Raw genomic sequence first — 15,950 nt, 5'->3', positions numbered from 1 at the left:
TAAATTAAGTAATACCCAATTAAGAGCATTACTTAATTTAACGAAAGTTAAAATCTATCTCCACAAAATGTTTTGTTCAATTTTGTTATTAGTTTGTAACTCACCTGTCGGAATTGGGAAAATATAGTGCTTAGGTTGTAAAAATGGAGCCCCGTGCTTATTTGTTTGTGTAAAATGGGCCTTTAACTCAGCAGGTGTATACCAACGTTTTAAATCATGCCATCTATTTTGCTCAAAAAACATTTCCAACAACTTTTGATGACTAATTTCATTCATTACACTCGTTAAATCAGGAAGATTTACTGCCGTTTTTTCTACCAGACCCGCTCTTGCTCTAATTCTCTTAAGGTCAGCAATTGCTGCTGCTAAATTTCCATTTTTCGCAGCAGCTTCAGCATGCATCAGTAATACCTCTGCATAGCGCATAATTACATTGTTAGCAGTAGAAGGAGTTGCAGACCAATAATTATCTGCACTAGCTACACCGCTCCAACCATTGGTAAATTTATTGATTAAAAACTGGTTGGTTCCTGATACATCTAACAATGATTTAGGGTCGATTTTGGATATATTAGCCTGAGCGGAAGCCCAAAGGTCGTCAAAAGTTTTAGTACCTCCATACCAGGTGATATCAGCTTCACCGAAATTTGAACGTTTCCATGATAAGCTATAATACATCCTTTTGTCAAACTTAGTATCCGAACCAACCGGCCTTTGTTCCGACTTAAATTGATCAATAAGATAATTGGTTGGAACATATTTAAACCATCCGCCTCCACCAGGAGGCCCTATAAGCTGAGGCAAATAATTATACATAGGTGAGTTTGCACCTTCAACACCCCAAGGGCCATACGGATCGCCAAAAGGGCCATAAACCCATTGAAAAACAGCTTCTTTGTTAAACTCATTTTTGCTGGTAAAATTTTCTGAATAATCAGCGATCAAATCGTAAGTATATGGAGCCGTATTTAACAAGGCTAAAGTAGCCTCAGCTTTTGGATAATCTTTGATATACAGATAGGTTTTACCCAAATAAGCAATGGCTGCTCCACTTGTTGCTCTCCCCAAATCTGCAGTAGGTCTTGTAGGAAGCAATCCATTTTTGGCATCTGTAAAATCTGAAATTGCTTGTGCATAAACCTCCGCTACAGGTTTACTCGGCACAAACTGATCATCTGCAGTTTTTGCTGAGGTAATAATAAGTGGCACATCACCGAAATTAGACGCCAATGTAAAGTAACAAAGTCCACGTAGGAATTTCGCTTCGGCAATATATGCATTCCTCACATCGTCACTTACCTTTACCTTTTCAGCATTAGCCAATACCAGATTAGCACGATAAATGGACTTATAAAGTGCGGAAAAAGTAGAAGATGCGTCTGAATTCGTGGCTTCATTGGTAAATAAAGCTATGTTAGTAGTAGCGGCCTCTCCACCTGGAAATGTAAGCACATCATCACCCAAAGAATTTATGTTCTGGATACCCGTAAATGCTCCCCAATAGCCATATAAAGGCTGTCGTAAAAGACTATAAACAGATGCTACAGCCGACTTTAAATCGGCTTCAGTTTTCCAAAATTGTTCTTCAGTATTTTTATTTGGATTTGTTGTTTTAAGAAAATCTTTTTTACAACCATATATCATAAACAATGCAAGTGGAAGTACCATTGCCATTGTCTTAATTATATTCCTATTCATAATTTCTATAATTATTCAGTTAAAAAGATACGTTCAAGCCAAAGGAAACAATTCGTTGCAGTGGGTAACCTCCACTGTCGAAACCTCTTTTAAGTGGATCACCATCATTTCCCAAATCCGGGTTATACCCTTTGTACTTTGAAAAAGTAAATAAATTCTGACCTGAAACATATGCCCGTATTTTTCCAACGTTTAAATGCTTTGCAATATCTTCAGCTACCGAATACCCTAGTTCAAGCCTCTTTACTCTTACATATGCACCATTTTCCAACCAACGATCACTATTTCCCCGGGAGTTTAAGTTTACATCTGCAAGTGTGAACCTTGGGAAATTCGAACCACTGTTTGCAGGAGTCCAGGCATTTAAAACGTCGGTCGACAAATTGGTATATGCGGTCATTTGCTCTGTCCAGATCCTGCCTCCGTTATAGATTTTATTTCCAAAAACCCCTTGCACCAATAAATTAAAATCAAAATTCCTCCATGCTAATGTAGCCGTTAATCCCGTTTCAAAAGTTGGAATAGGACTTCCGGTATACTGTTGATCATTATTATCAATTTTACCATTATTGTCGAAATCAACGAATTTTATGTCTCCAGGTGAAGCATTAGGCTGTATTTTTTGACCACCTGAGCCTTTATAGTTATCAATCTCTGCTTGTGATCTAAATATACCCGCTGTTTTAATTAAAAAGAAGCTTCCTATAGGATGCCCAACCTTAGCGCGTTCCAGATCACCAAATTCCTGATTACCACTTCCAATAGTAATGGCGGTCATTCTATTGCGCATAGAAGTCATATTCCAGCCTATTTTATAAGAAAACTCACCAGCTTCATCTGCGTAATCCAAAGCCAACTCTATTCCTTTGTTATTAATTGTACCCGCATTAACTGTTGGTGTACCGGCAATACCAGAACTAAGTGGTATAGGAACTGCCAGCAATACGCCGCTAGCTGTTTTATCAAACCAGTCAAAAGTCAATGACATTTTACCTTTAAAAAATGTAGCATCAAGACCGGCATCAATCGATTTTGATTCTTCCCATCTTAAATCATGGGGAGAAGCCGTTCCACTAGGAATAGCCCCCACTACAACCCCACCATTGGTAGCAAAGTTTAAGTTATTACTAATTCCATTAATTGTAGAATAGTTTGGTATCTGATCATTTCCGAGCAAACCATAACTCCCTCTAATTTTTAAGGAATTCATAAATGCGGAAGCACCTGAATTACCATAGAATTTTTCATTGCTGATATTCCAACCGGCAGATACAGCTGGAAATACACCATACCGGTACCCCTCAGCAAACATGGAAGAACCGTCTCTACGAATTGATCCACTGATCATGTACCTGGAGTCGTATGAATAAGAAACCCTTCCAATAAGAGATTCTCTCTTGACATTTCCTAAGCCTCCTCCTACTGATTGGTTGGATTTTTCAGATGCAAATGAATAAACTCCGTTTGGGAGGTTACTTCCATTTGCACTAAAATTATTGCTCGTATCCTTTTGGGCGGTATAACCGGCAAGTAATGAAATATTATGTAATCCAATCCTTTTATCAAAACTAAGGGTATGTTCTAATAACCACGAACTAGAATATCCAGCATTTTGACTTAGTCTTGGTTTGGCAAGTATTACATTACCATCATTATATGCATAGTCATAATTATTACCAAAGCCCCTGTTTTCTGATATTGCACCATTGATTTTATACTTCAATTGATCAATCAATCTAACTTCTGCGAAGAGATCCGCAGTTATAGAGCTGTTATTATTTCTATAATCACTGGAATTCAAAATAGCCACAGGATTTGAAAGATTTTTCATTCCTGAGTTTACTCCACCCCAACCGCCTGGCAGATTTGCTGGATTATAAACCGGAACAGTTGGAGGCACAATCAATGCGCTCAATATATTGCTATGAGATTGATCTCCTCCCGGAGGTAGTGTGCGTCCACCAGTTTTATTGTAAATAAATGTCTGGCCAATCTTTACACGTCCTTTTTCATATACTGATTTCGCTCTGAAATTAGCGCTATTGAAATCCGTTTTTATAATCGTCCCTTTTTGGTTTAAATAGCCACCTGATAAGCTATATAAAAAATGCTCTGATCCTCCAGAAATCTCTGCATTGGCTTTGTAAATTGGAGCAGTCCTGAAAATCTCTTCCTGCCAATTGGTATTTGTTCCATTATAAGCAGGAAAATTTCCTCCTACAGAATTTAATAAATTAGTCCACTGCTCACCGTTGAGCACAGACATGCGCTTAGCAATCGATTGGCTGCTATAAACTGCGTTAAAGTTAACTTTAGGCTCTGTATTCTTTCTGCCCAATTTTGTGGTGACTAAGATAACACCACCTGCGGCCCTGGATCCATAAATACTGGCAGCTGCCGCATCTTTTAACACTTCAATATTCTGTATATCAGAAGGATTCAATCCGTCCAGACTACCAAAAGGCATTCCATCAATAACAACTAATGGACCAATACCATCCTTACTAAGGGTTCCGGAACCACGAATTGTAATGTTTGACCTCGATCCTGGTGCACCAGTACTTGATTCAATAGTTACTCCGGCAATACGCCCCTGAAGTGCATCTGTTACATTATTAGAAGCATTTGCGCTGATTTCATTTACATTTACAGATGCGATTGCACTTGTAATTTCTGTTTTACGTTTGGTTCCATAACCGATTACAACTACTTCAGTTAAATCGCGCAGCTGGGGTTTAAGGCGAATATTCATCATGCCCCCTTCCTGAACCTTTATCCGGGTAACTTCATAACCCACATAGGAAATAAGTAAAACAGCATCTCTATCTGGCACATCAAGTTGAAATTCACCATTAAGATTAGTCGTGGCAGCCAGCTCCGTACCTTCAACCTTAACAGAGGCTCCCTGGAGTGATCTCCCATTTTCATCCGTGACTTTACCTTTTATTAATATTTTTTGTCCATTGAGTTGCGACGTAAGTTGTGACAAAGAAAGCAATGTTCTTGTTTTAATGACAACAGTCTTATCAACAATGGAATAAGCCAGCGGCTGATTAACAAAACATTGATTCAATGCATCCTCAATAGATACATCCTTCACATTAATATTGATATGGTTTGCCCTTCTGATCAGGTCTGTATTACCAATAAAATAATAACTCGTTTGGCTTCTGATCTTCCTGATAATCGTTTCCAGTGAAGCGTTTTTTTCGCTCAGGGAGATCTTTTGCGCTTTGGTCGAAGCACTTACCTGGAGTAAACATGTAACTAATATGAGAATGGTTAACCTCATTATACGGATTATTTGTCCAGAATTTGAAGCAAGCAGCTTAAATCTGAATTGATCGTAAAATTTCATACATTTGGTTTGTTTTGGGTGTACAACGAAGTACTTCACGCTTTTAAGAGCGAAAGACCACGTCGATAAATTGATTAGTTGTCAAGCTGAATTTTTATCCTGGTATATTCAAACACCGGTCAGGGGTGTTCCTGCATCCCTGACTTTGTTTAAACTACCGTTAGTTCTGTAATGATTATTGCATAACGATAATTTTCCTCCCTTCTATTTTAAAGTGGACATTTCCAGTTAGTTCTAACACTTTTAATAAGGATGAAATATTTTTTGATCGTTCAACTACCCCTATAAAGGATAATTCTCCCTGTTTTCCTTCAAACTGACAGTCCACATCGTACCATCTGCATACCCTGCGCATAATGTTTTCCAGTTTTTCATCATTAAATACGAAGTAACCATTTTTCCATGCAACAGCTTCTTCCAGATTAACTGGCGTAACTTTAATCGCTTTAGTATTTTTATATAGCTGAGACTGTTCACCAGGAGTAAGTATTTTTTGATTGCCCTGAGCGCTTATCTTAACTGAACCTTCCAGTAAAGTTGTCTTTGTTGCCAATTCATCAGTGTAGCTATTGATGTTAAAATGAGTACCCAATACTTCTACTTCCTGGTTTTTCGTATGTACAATAAACGGCATCTTTTTATTTTTGGCTACTTCAAAATAAGCTTCTCCAGTAAGTTCCACTAATCTTTTCCCTTTAAAAGAAGAAGGGAATTTAAGCGAAGATGCTGCATTTAGCCAAACATGAGTACCATCTGGCAGTATGATCTGAAACTCTCCACCTCTGGGTGTAGTCAGGTTATTCATCACTACTTCTCCAGTTTCGCTGCTCGAATTTCCAGATAAAGAATTTGCCTTATAAACAAGGATACCATTAGCGGCTTTAATGATTGAACCGCCAGGTTGATTTACAAGCTGATTAATTGTTGAATCGGTTAAGACCCTGCGTTCACCATTGGATAGTGTAAGAATAGCCTTATTTCCTCCAGGCAAAATATCAGCTTTATTACTGACTGTATTCGTTTTAACAGATGGCAAAAATTTGGATTTATAGAAAATTAATCCTGCGCTCAGCATAATCAGCAGTGTAGCCGCCGCAGCCATCCATAATCTGTAACCAGATCTTTTTGACTGCTTGTCTACTTTAGCGTGAATACCAGTCCATATTTCTTGTTCAATATCCGCTGTCCATTTATCTTTCTTTCCTGCGCTGTCAAGCGAGATTAAAATATCATCTTCCAACTGGTCATCAAAACGACCAGTTTTTATCATAGCCTGTAATTCATGCCATTCTTCTTCAGAAATGATATCCTCTTTATAATATTGCAACAGTGCATAAAAACGGGCTTTGCTCATTATTGTAATCGTATTTTAACTAAAGACGATTCATAAAAGCAAATGGCCCAATCAGGAAAAAAAAATAATTAAAATACTTAGGAAAGGAAGTGTTATAACGGTATAAATATGTGATTTGAGGTAATCGCGTACACTCTTGCGACTCAACTCTAAATGTCGCTTTACCGTTAATTTGGAAATATTCATTTTGATAGCGATCTCAGCGTAACTAAGCTCTTGTTCATTGATCAAAAGCCAGGCTTCCCGCTGTTGAGGAGGCAATTGTCCTACCGCGTTCATCAACAATTTATCGTATTCTATTTGTTCAATCTTTTCATCTATTGTACTGACGGGCTCATTTTCTCTCAATGAGAGTTCTCCAAAAAAAGTGGTTTCTAAAGTTACTTTTTTAAAATGATCAAGCGTTAAATTCTTGGCAACAATAAAAAGGTAGTCTTTCAAACTCCTTACATTTTTTAATTTTTCACGATTGTTCCAAAGTTTGATATAGACTTGTTGTACTAGTTCCATAGCAATGTGCTTATTTTTTACATAAGCCATTACGGCATTATAAATATTCTTGTTAGTTTGATAGTATATTTGGTTAAAAGCATCCTCATTACCAATTACGAGCTGCTCTAACAATGAATTGTTTTCATCGGCATTTAGTTTATCCAATTGTAACATATACTATAAAGCCCTAAGTTCATCCGGAGATATAACATCCCTAATATAATTATTTTAATTTGTTGTTCAATTATCCTTTTTAAAATATAAAATATTTAATTGAACAACAAAAAATCTGTTTCTGCAATATCTGGCATCTCCTACAGGATTTTCCGCCAGGATATCAATACGTAGGCGTGTAGCCCTTGCTATTCCAGTAATCAATGATGGGCTGCCATGGGCCTAACCTATGCTGTTTTTCTGTAAAAGGATCCACAAAAGGCTGGTGTGCATAATCTATAGCTTTTTCGCCTGCATGTGGGTAATCTAAATTTTTAGGATTTGGTCTTTTATGGATGTCATCGGAGTTTACAAAAGAAGCGATATCCAGGGCCTCAGCATCAGTTAAAAAAGGAGCATCAGCACTGGCTTTATCATAAGGCATATTCGTCTTCAGCCATTGCGCCTGTTTAATATTTCTGTGCATGCTTGAGCCAGGCTGGTAACCCTCAGGGCCCCATAGTGGAGGATAGAGATAAGTGAGCTGATTCTTTTGTAACATACCCTCGCCATCCTTTCCATGGCACCGCTCACAATGTCTTCCATAAAGCAATTGTCCCCGTTCCGGACTTGCCGCAGTTGTGGGTAAATCAATACTTTTATTCTTTTGTCCTTTAAAAGGGTCTCCTTTAGGCACAAAGGAGTTGATCCACTTAAAATAAGATAGTAAGGCAACCATCTCCTCTCCATCCAATGGAAGAGGTTTTCCATTATGCGGGCGCATCACGCAATTATTTACCCTTTCGGCAAGTGTAAGGATTTTCCCTTCCCTCGCCCTGTATTGGGGATAATCCTCGTGGGATTTCATCAGGTTGAAGGAGAATAATTTTGTGCCTGCATCCTGATGACAATTGGTGCAACTCATTTTGTTCCCCAAAAACTTTCCTTTAATGCCATTTGGACCTATATAATAAGCTGTATTGAGCATTAGTTGTCTGCCATATTTAACAGCTGTACCAAACTTACTGTCAGGAATCTTTGTGGTATCAATTTTTATAGGTTGAGACTCGCTCTCTTTACCTGCCTGTTCATCTCCTTCCGCCGAATTGCATGAAAAAAAAGCAATTCCGGAAACAGCTACAATAAAAAGCGCAGGAATCAAAGCGCCTCTTGAAGTCTTGGTTAGGGACATATTAAGTTGGTTTAGTTTAGGTTAAGTACTGGTAATAACTAATTTTATCTATAAGTATTATTTCATTGGAACAAAATACATCAAAAATCTACGCGTAACTATAAAATATTCCCTTTAGAAAACTCAGACTATAATAGACATTTTTTATATATTTACTTAACAATCCAAGTAAAAAAGGAAACAAAATCAACGGGTTATACAATCGGTCTGTCCTAAAAAATAAAATTCTTGTCAATGAAATATATTAAACAGCTTGACAGTTTAAGAACTTTAGCAATTTTAACCGTAATCATAGTTCACTGGTTTCCGAAAGATAACTCCGCCTACCTTGTTTCGGCATACATTAATGCCCCAAAAATATTTTTTACGATTAGTGGATTTTTAATCACGGCAATTTTATTAAAAGCCAAAGTCAAAACTGAGACCACATCAGATAAATATAGAACAATTAAAAATTTCTTTTTTAAACGTGCGCTTAGAATATTTCCGGCTTATTTTTTAGTACTTGCCATTTGGTTTTTTACGGGACCTGCAACAGAAAAAATTTCCTACAAATATTTTTTGACTTTTACCGCCAATATCTATATCTACAAAGTACAAATCTGGCCAGCTCTTGCACATTTGTGGTCAATTTCTGTTGAGGAGCAATTTTACCTTATTTGGCCATGGTTAATCATTTTTTCCAATCGCATCACAACTTTGATGATTATCATCATTTCTATATTAACCGGCATAGGCGCTCAGTTTTTAAATCACAATCAATTTGCCAACATCTTAACCATAAATAATCTTGATGGCATAGGAATAGGCGCTTTACTTTCATTTTTATTAATCAAGGAACCCGATTATCTACTCAAAAAAAGAAAAATCATTTATTGGATCGCCATAATATGTTTCTTCTTATCTCTAATACAGTTATGGTTTCTGCCACAAACCCACCATTTTGGTTCCGGGACGTTCATATCAATCATGACTGCCGGATTGCTAATGTATTTCATATCGAATGGAAAAAACGAGAATTATACTTTTTCATCTCTGTTTGATAATAAATTACTGATGAGCATGGGAAAAATAAGTTACGGTCTTTTTCTCTATCATTTTTTAATACCCTATTATACCTATAACGCTTTCACCCGCATCGCTGATTTTTTACACATCCCTTTTTCTCCCACAATTCGGAACTATTTATGGATGCTGGGAAATTTTATCATTTTGCTATTGCTTGCAAAACTTTCTTATCATTATTTTGAAATGCCCTTCTTAAAATTGAAAAAATACTTCAAAGACGGCATTCAGGAAAATCAAAAAATATTAGAACCTGTACCTAAAAACAATTAGGATCTATTTAAGTATCCTATGTCATAATTTAATAATAGCTTCACGAATAATGTGGTGGATACATAACAAAATATAAAGAAAGATAAAAAAAGCAAAATGAATGAGGATATACGGTAGTCATACCAATAATGGACTGTTACATCAAAATACTGGTCGATAAATCCGATGATTATGGGTATTAAAAATGAGGTAATAAAACCATGATATAAATAAATCCCATAAGTTTCTTTTCGGGGGTTTAAAAAATGAAATTTTGGTGGCGTATTACATATTTTAATCAGCAATGCAAACACCGATATGGAGTAGAGTTGATTACTAAATCTCAAAATATTAAACACCGTAGTAAAATTATTCCTGTACAATTGATAACTCTCAATAATTGATATAGAGAAGAGCGCCAGGGTTATAAGTATTAAAACATTGATATTAATTCTTAATATTTTCTCGATTAGATTGTTTTGTCGAATAAATATGCCTAACCAAAGGTAAAAAACGAATCCAAATAATGCAGTAGTGTGCGACATCGCATAGGCAGGGATATACACCAGAAATATCGAATAAATGACCATGATCACGAATAGAATCAAGCCGAAGACTTTGGAACGTATGTATTTATAGAATAGCAGTATTATCCCAAAGGCCAATAAGTAATTAGGGATAAACCAAAGTGGACTATAAAACATAGACCACTTTAAAATGTCAAGTGCAGCGGATATACTAAAAGTGTTTTTTCCAATATAGAAGTGCGATATTAAAGTGAAAATTTCAAATATCACTAAAACTACTATGTATGGTTTACCAATAGTTCTTAGCCTTCTTTTGAAATAGGATAAGGGGCTAATATTTTTTAAATTCTCTCCTATTAAAAATCCTGAAATAAGGTAAAAGCAAATAACTCCAAACTTAAAAATTTGCATGAATGATAAATATATCATTGGGTAATCAATTTTATTAAGGATGTTAGTTACAGTTTCATTTTGTTCAAAAAAGGGTATATGGGCCCAAACGATACCAATCATTGATATAAATCGTATGAAATCGACAAAAGGATAGTTTATTTTATTGACAAGGGGCTTTTCCTTCTCTTTTGGGGTAGAAATAACTTTGAGCATTAATTGGTAATTTTAATTTTTTGGAAAAAATACGGTATATTATTGACAATTAATGCTCAAAGTAAATTTTAATTATTCAGGCCGCTGTTTTCTCCTTTAAAATGGAATCAATTGAACACACTGTTTAATTTCATGACCGAATATAAACAGTGTGTTAATTAATAATTAGATGACTAAGCTAATTACCAACCTAATGTTTGTGTGAAATCAGGGTTTTTTCCACTTAGTTTATCGATTTCACCTTGAGGAATAGGAAGGAAGTAATGCTTTGTCTTATCAAATACACGTTTTTGAGACTCGAAATAGGCAAATGTAGTATCTGTTGCATTGCTTGATGAAATGGTGTAATTCACTCCGTAAACAGGTCTATTATCAACTACTTCGGCAATCTTCCACCTTCTCACGTCCCAAAACCTATGTCCTTCAAAGGCAAGTTCTATACGTCTCTCGTGACGGATAACATCCCTCATCAGGTCCTTAGTAAGGCCGGGTGTAACATCTGGCATCCCTGCTCTTTTACGAATCGTATTCAAAGCAATATATACGCTTGCATCTGCACCATTTACCTCATTCTGTGCCTCGGCATAATTCAGCATCAGCTCAGGTGTTCTGAAAATCGAAAATGATTTGTTTACTCCACCAGAACTGTTGGATAAATTCAATCCCTCAGTCATGTATTTTCTCCACCAATAATTGGTGCCAGGTTCATTGGCATTGTCTTTATCGTTGCTATAAATGTTAATTTTTCTATTTTTCCAGGTTGCTCCGGGATAAAGTACTGTAGCGTAAAATCTGGGATCACGATCTTTATAAGGATGTTTAGGGTCCCAACCCGAACCAGCATTTTGAATGGAGAGACCATTCTTCATTTCAAATGCATCAACAAAGTCTTGTATTGGACCACAGTTGGACCAGCCGCTATAGCCTAAAGGTTGCATTACCTGATCTAATCCAGCGCTTGCACCCGTTCCAATATTACGCCCCCAAATACATTCTGAGTTGGCATACTTTAAAAAGGCGTCGGCAAATTTGGGTTCTAAAGTGTAACCTTGAGCCAAGGCTGCATCCATAGCTTCTTTAGAAAGCGTCGCAGCCTTCTGCCATTTTGCAGCATCATTACCCGGATTGAACAAAGTACTGGCATAATAAAGAAACAGTCTGGATTTAATGGCTTGGCAAATAGTTTTGGTTGCTCTGCCCCACAAACCGGCATCATGTTTAGCTGGTAAATTAGCCATGGCTGCATTAAGGTCGCCCTCAATAAAACTTACTACGTCCGAATATTCACTTCGTTTCAAAAACACGCCCTCCCCATCCGTTGCCGGAGAAAGTGGCTTGTCCATAATAGGGATTTTCCCCCAACCTCTAAAAAGCACAAAATGATTAAAAGCACGTAGCATTAATACTTCTCCTTTTAATCTACTTTTTCTACTTGGAACATTAGGATCTTCGGGTATCAGATCAAAATTGGTTAGAAAAAGATTACAAGCTCTTATTTTGGTGTAAGCATTTGTCCAATCCTCTCCAAGGGGAGAGAAATTACTTGGATTCCATGCACCGGTATTAAATAAAATGGCTCCATTTGCCCAGCGCTGTTTAGCTTCATCTGTCATTGCTGCAGTTACATATGAATTCCCAGCACCATAATTCCAGGAAGGAATTGTCAGATATATATTATTTAAAAAGCCCTCTGCGTTATCTATATTTCCGAATACCTCTGCTTCGTTTATATAATCACTCGGCACTCTATCCAAAAAATTTTTCTTACATGATGTTACCACGGAGATCAGTAACATTACCAGTAAAGTGTAGCTATATTTTTTCATCAGTATACATTTAGTTTTTTAAAGGTTTAAAAGTTCATGGACACCCCGAAATTGTACACTTTCATTGTCGGGTACAAAGCGGTTCCGTTCGCTGTCTGTTCAGGATCATAATCTTTATATGGAAGTTTGTCCCAGGTAGCCAGGTTTAGGCCATTGGCAAAAATCCTAAGCGAGTTGATTCCAATCTTTGATAACATCTCTTTAGGAAAAGTATAACCCAGCTCTACGTTTTTAAGCTTGAGGTAATCGGAACTATAAATGAAAAAGGTACTAATCTGCGAGTTATTCTGGCCGCCTGCCAAACTGTAGTGTACAAGCGGATAAGTTGCGGTAGCAGCGGTTTGGGGAGTCCATACATCGCCAACACGAGCAGGGCCCAGGTAAGGAACGTAGGTTTTGCCGCTAAGCGCCCCCTGAACCAGTACGCTTAAATCAATCCCTTTAAAGGAAGTACCAAGAGATGCGCCTATGGTATTATTCGGAAAATTATTGATCTGTATGGCAACACGATCACTCTCGTTAATGATGTTATCGCCGTTCATGTCTCTGTAACGGATATCACCAGGTTTTACCACTCCCGCAAAACTCTGTTTTGGAGCAGTATTTATCTGATTCTGATCTTGAAAAAGACCTTCCGATATATAACCAAGCTGGTAGCCTACCGGTAGACCGGTAAGGGCCTGATATGGGAAAGCAAGATTGGGCTCATCACGAGCAAGAATTTTGTTTTTGTTATATGTCCAGTTTACATAGCCGAAGAAATTCACCTGACCTGCTTTTTTATTGAAATTTAAAGAGGCTTCAAATCCCTGGTTCAATACCTTACCAACATTGATTGCTGAAAGCCCCGCAATACCCAGATAAGTTGGAATGGTTTGAGGGGTAGTAAGGATATTGGATCTGTTTTCCCTAAATACATCAATCTCAAGTTTTATTGCATTGTTAAAAAAGCCAGTCTCCAGGCCAATGTTGGATTTCTGGGCACGTTCCCAGGTGATATTTGGATTTCCTGTTCTATTTACATTATATCCTCCAGACAAAGCCGGCGAGGTACCGAAATCGAATCCACCGCCACGGCTGTAATCAGAGATAAACAACCATCTCGAACCACCAATATTATCGTTACCCACATATCCGAACGATCCACGGATTTTTAAATAGTTAATAACCTTTGAACTGTACCAAGACTCAGCAGAAACTATCCAGCCAGCGGATACGGCAGGAAAGAATCCATAGCGGTTTCCTTTTGGAAAGTTTTCCGAGCCATTATAACCGACATTGACCTCAGCAAAATATTTTGAGTCATAGTTGTATGCTACTCTGCCCACAAATCCCTCATAAGCCTTTGGCAGATCATTGGCCACCGAGGTATAATTTCTGTTAAAAAGTGTTAGGCCCGAAAAAGAGTTTTTACCGAAACTCCTGTCATATTGAAGCTGTAGGTTATAATAATAATACCGATTGGCAGAGGTGCTGTAAGTTTTGGCGAGCGAGGTCTTCTGAGAGAAAGGGATATAGGTCTCTAGACCTGTTACCGGATCTTTGCGATATCTAAAAGCATCAAATTTCTGTGTCTGGCTATAATTTATGGCGGCATAATTTTCAAAGGTATAAAGTCCTTTGGCACTAAATCCCTTGGTAATGAAATCAAGTTTATGGTTAACCTCGATGGTTCCGTTGGTGCTGTTCCAGAAGTTATCATAGTAACCACTATCATTGATTGTCCCAAGGGGATTCCCAATATCATTGGCATTTATCCTGCCCGCACCATAAGTACCATTTGGATTATACACAGGGGTAGTATAATTCTGCATCAGGTTTACATAAGAAAAAACAGTTGCATAACCGGGCCCTGGTCCGGTACGCTGTTCAATTCTAGAGGCAAGATCCACCCTCACATTCATCATATCTGTTGCAGCGATATCAATATTAGACCTGAAATTGTAACGATCGTATTTTTGGCTTACGCCATATTTGTTGTCTTCAGCTCCTTTAAAAAGCGTACCCTGATTCAGGTAACCAAGAGACACAAAGTATTTCACACTACTGTTACCACCATTCATGTTAACATTGTATTGCTGCTGAGGCGTAGTTGATTTAAAGATCACATCGTACCAATTGACATCGGGGTAGGTATAAGGATCTGTTTGGTTCTGGAAGAGTTCGATTTCTTTTGCCGTCCAGATCGGATTAGTGCCATCATTTACAGAGCCGGCATTGTCAAGGGTGGCTTTCTGAAAACTGCTAAACCGCTCAGGCAAACGTTGCGGAGTCTGCACGCCGTACTGTCCATTGAACTGTATTTGCGTTTTTTGGACCGTACCACGTTTGGTCGTTACCAGGATAACTCCATTAGCTCCCTGTATACCGTAGAGGGATGTGGATGCAGCATCTTTAAGGATACTGATGGAAGCAACCTCGTTCACATCGATATCGCCGAAATTGGCATCGCCCCTGGGGAGACCATCGATAACAATCAATGGTCCTCTGCTAGCCCCATAGGTACCGATACCACGGATATAAATTGTTGAGGCATCTGCTCCTGGAATACCGGAAGACTGGATAGTGGTTAGCCCAGGCAGGCGTCCTGCAAGCGCATTGCTCAGATTGGAGACAGGACTTTGTTTTAGCTCCTTTGTCTGAACGGTAGATATGGCAGCTGTTACGCTTATTTTCCTTTGGGTTTGTCCAAAACCGGAAACAACCACCTCGTTCAGGCTTCCCGCTTCAGCTATAATCTGGATTAACATTTCCGTTTTAAGGTTTACCCTTACTTCCTGAGCTGCATAACCAATAAAGGCCACCTGGATGATATCATCTGCTTTTACGTTTTTAATTTCAAAATAACCATTTGGATCGGTAATCACAGCAGAAGTAGAACCCTTAACCCGTATGGTGGCTCCAGGTACTCCTTCATTTTTCTCATCGATAACCCTGCCCCTGATGTTACCGAATAAGGCTTTGGGCATTTGATTTCTTTCAAGAAGTTGTTTATCCTTAATTATAATTGCCGATCCTTCCACCGTATAGGTGAGCGGCTGGTTGGCAAAGCATTTCATCAAGACCTCCAGGAGTGGCATGTCTTTTACCTTTATGCTCACCTGGTTGGCCTTTCCTATCAGTAGGGCATTGAAAAAAATATCGTATCCACTCTGGTCCCCAATTTTCTCCAGGACTTTTTCCAAAGAGGCATTTCGCTCATTTATTGTAACAGTTTTCTGCGCATAGCCAGATGCACGCACCTGAAAGATAAGGGCAAAAAGAAGAATCGCAGTTAGCTTCATGATCAAAAGAGTCTTTTCATTCACATAGGAAGCCCTATACGAATTAGAATCGTAAAATTTCATACATTTGAATAGTTTAGGTTGAAGACGCCCTGTTTCCAGCACATCGTGTTTGGTTGATTATTAACATTGATTAAAGGGTG

General features: G+C 38.0%; 9 protein-coding genes. 1 reads left to right on the top strand and 8 read right to left on the bottom strand.

Going from position 1 to position 15,950, the window contains the following annotated elements; translation table 11 throughout:
• Positions 1-54 precede the first annotated feature (54 nt).
• The 5 genes from B9A18_RS22325 to B9A18_RS22305 all read right to left on the bottom strand — a co-directional run bounded on the left by B9A18_RS22325 (position 55) and on the right by B9A18_RS22305 (position 8,247).
• On the bottom strand, positions 55-1,698 hold the full coding sequence (locus B9A18_RS22325; RefSeq protein WP_084291777.1) for a RagB/SusD family nutrient uptake outer membrane protein: 1,644 nt from the start codon (positions 1,696-1,698) through the stop codon (positions 55-57).
• 19 nt (positions 1,699-1,717) lie between these two features.
• Positions 1,718-5,056 carry a TonB-dependent receptor gene (locus B9A18_RS22320; protein WP_084291776.1) on the bottom strand — a complete coding sequence of 1,113 codons (3,339 nt, stop codon included), beginning with the start codon at positions 5,054-5,056 and terminating at the stop codon, positions 1,718-1,720.
• Between the two features lie 175 nt (positions 5,057-5,231).
• Positions 5,232-6,410, bottom strand: a complete 1,179-nt coding sequence (locus B9A18_RS22315) for a FecR family protein (protein ID WP_084291775.1) — start codon at positions 6,408-6,410, stop codon at positions 5,232-5,234.
• Positions 6,411-6,461: 51 nt separating this feature from the next.
• The gene (locus tag B9A18_RS22310; protein WP_159452729.1) at positions 6,462-7,067 is read right to left on the bottom strand and encodes an RNA polymerase sigma factor; all 606 of its coding nucleotides are present in this window, start codon (positions 7,065-7,067) and stop codon (positions 6,462-6,464) included.
• 172 nt (positions 7,068-7,239) lie between these two features.
• Complete coding sequence (locus B9A18_RS22305) at positions 7,240-8,247, bottom strand: c-type cytochrome (RefSeq protein WP_084291773.1); 1,008 nt, start codon at positions 8,245-8,247, stop codon at positions 7,240-7,242.
• 234 nt (positions 8,248-8,481) lie between these two features.
• Here B9A18_RS22305 and B9A18_RS22300 point away from each other — a divergent pair, with 234 nt between their 5' ends.
• Positions 8,482-9,585: an acyltransferase family protein gene (locus B9A18_RS22300; RefSeq protein WP_084291772.1), complete on the top strand. Its 1,104-nt coding sequence runs from the start codon at positions 8,482-8,484 to the stop codon at positions 9,583-9,585.
• On the opposite strand, the gene B9A18_RS25680 is transcribed toward B9A18_RS22300, so the two are convergent.
• The 3 genes from B9A18_RS25680 to B9A18_RS22285 all read right to left on the bottom strand — a co-directional run bounded on the left by B9A18_RS25680 (position 9,582) and on the right by B9A18_RS22285 (position 15,870).
• The gene (locus tag B9A18_RS25680) at positions 9,582-10,697 is read right to left on the bottom strand and encodes an acyltransferase family protein (RefSeq protein WP_084291771.1); all 1,116 of its coding nucleotides are present in this window, start codon (positions 10,695-10,697) and stop codon (positions 9,582-9,584) included. The two genes, B9A18_RS22300 and B9A18_RS25680, sit on opposite strands and share 4 nt — an antisense overlap.
• Before the next feature lie 182 nt (positions 10,698-10,879).
• The gene (locus B9A18_RS22290; RefSeq protein WP_084291770.1) at positions 10,880-12,523 is read right to left on the bottom strand and encodes a RagB/SusD family nutrient uptake outer membrane protein; all 1,644 of its coding nucleotides are present in this window, start codon (positions 12,521-12,523) and stop codon (positions 10,880-10,882) included.
• A gap of 26 nt (positions 12,524-12,549) precedes the next feature.
• Positions 12,550-15,870 (bottom strand): TonB-dependent receptor, encoded by a 3,321-nt coding sequence (locus B9A18_RS22285; RefSeq protein WP_084291769.1) that lies wholly within the window; start codon positions 15,868-15,870, stop codon positions 12,550-12,552.
• Positions 15,871-15,950 lie beyond the last annotated feature (80 nt).

Source organism: Pedobacter nyackensis (genome assembly GCF_900176505.1).
In the GTDB taxonomy this organism is placed as follows: Bacteria; Bacteroidota; Bacteroidia; order Sphingobacteriales; family Sphingobacteriaceae; genus Pedobacter; species Pedobacter nyackensis.
This window is presented reverse-complemented; position numbering and strand designations above follow the sequence as displayed.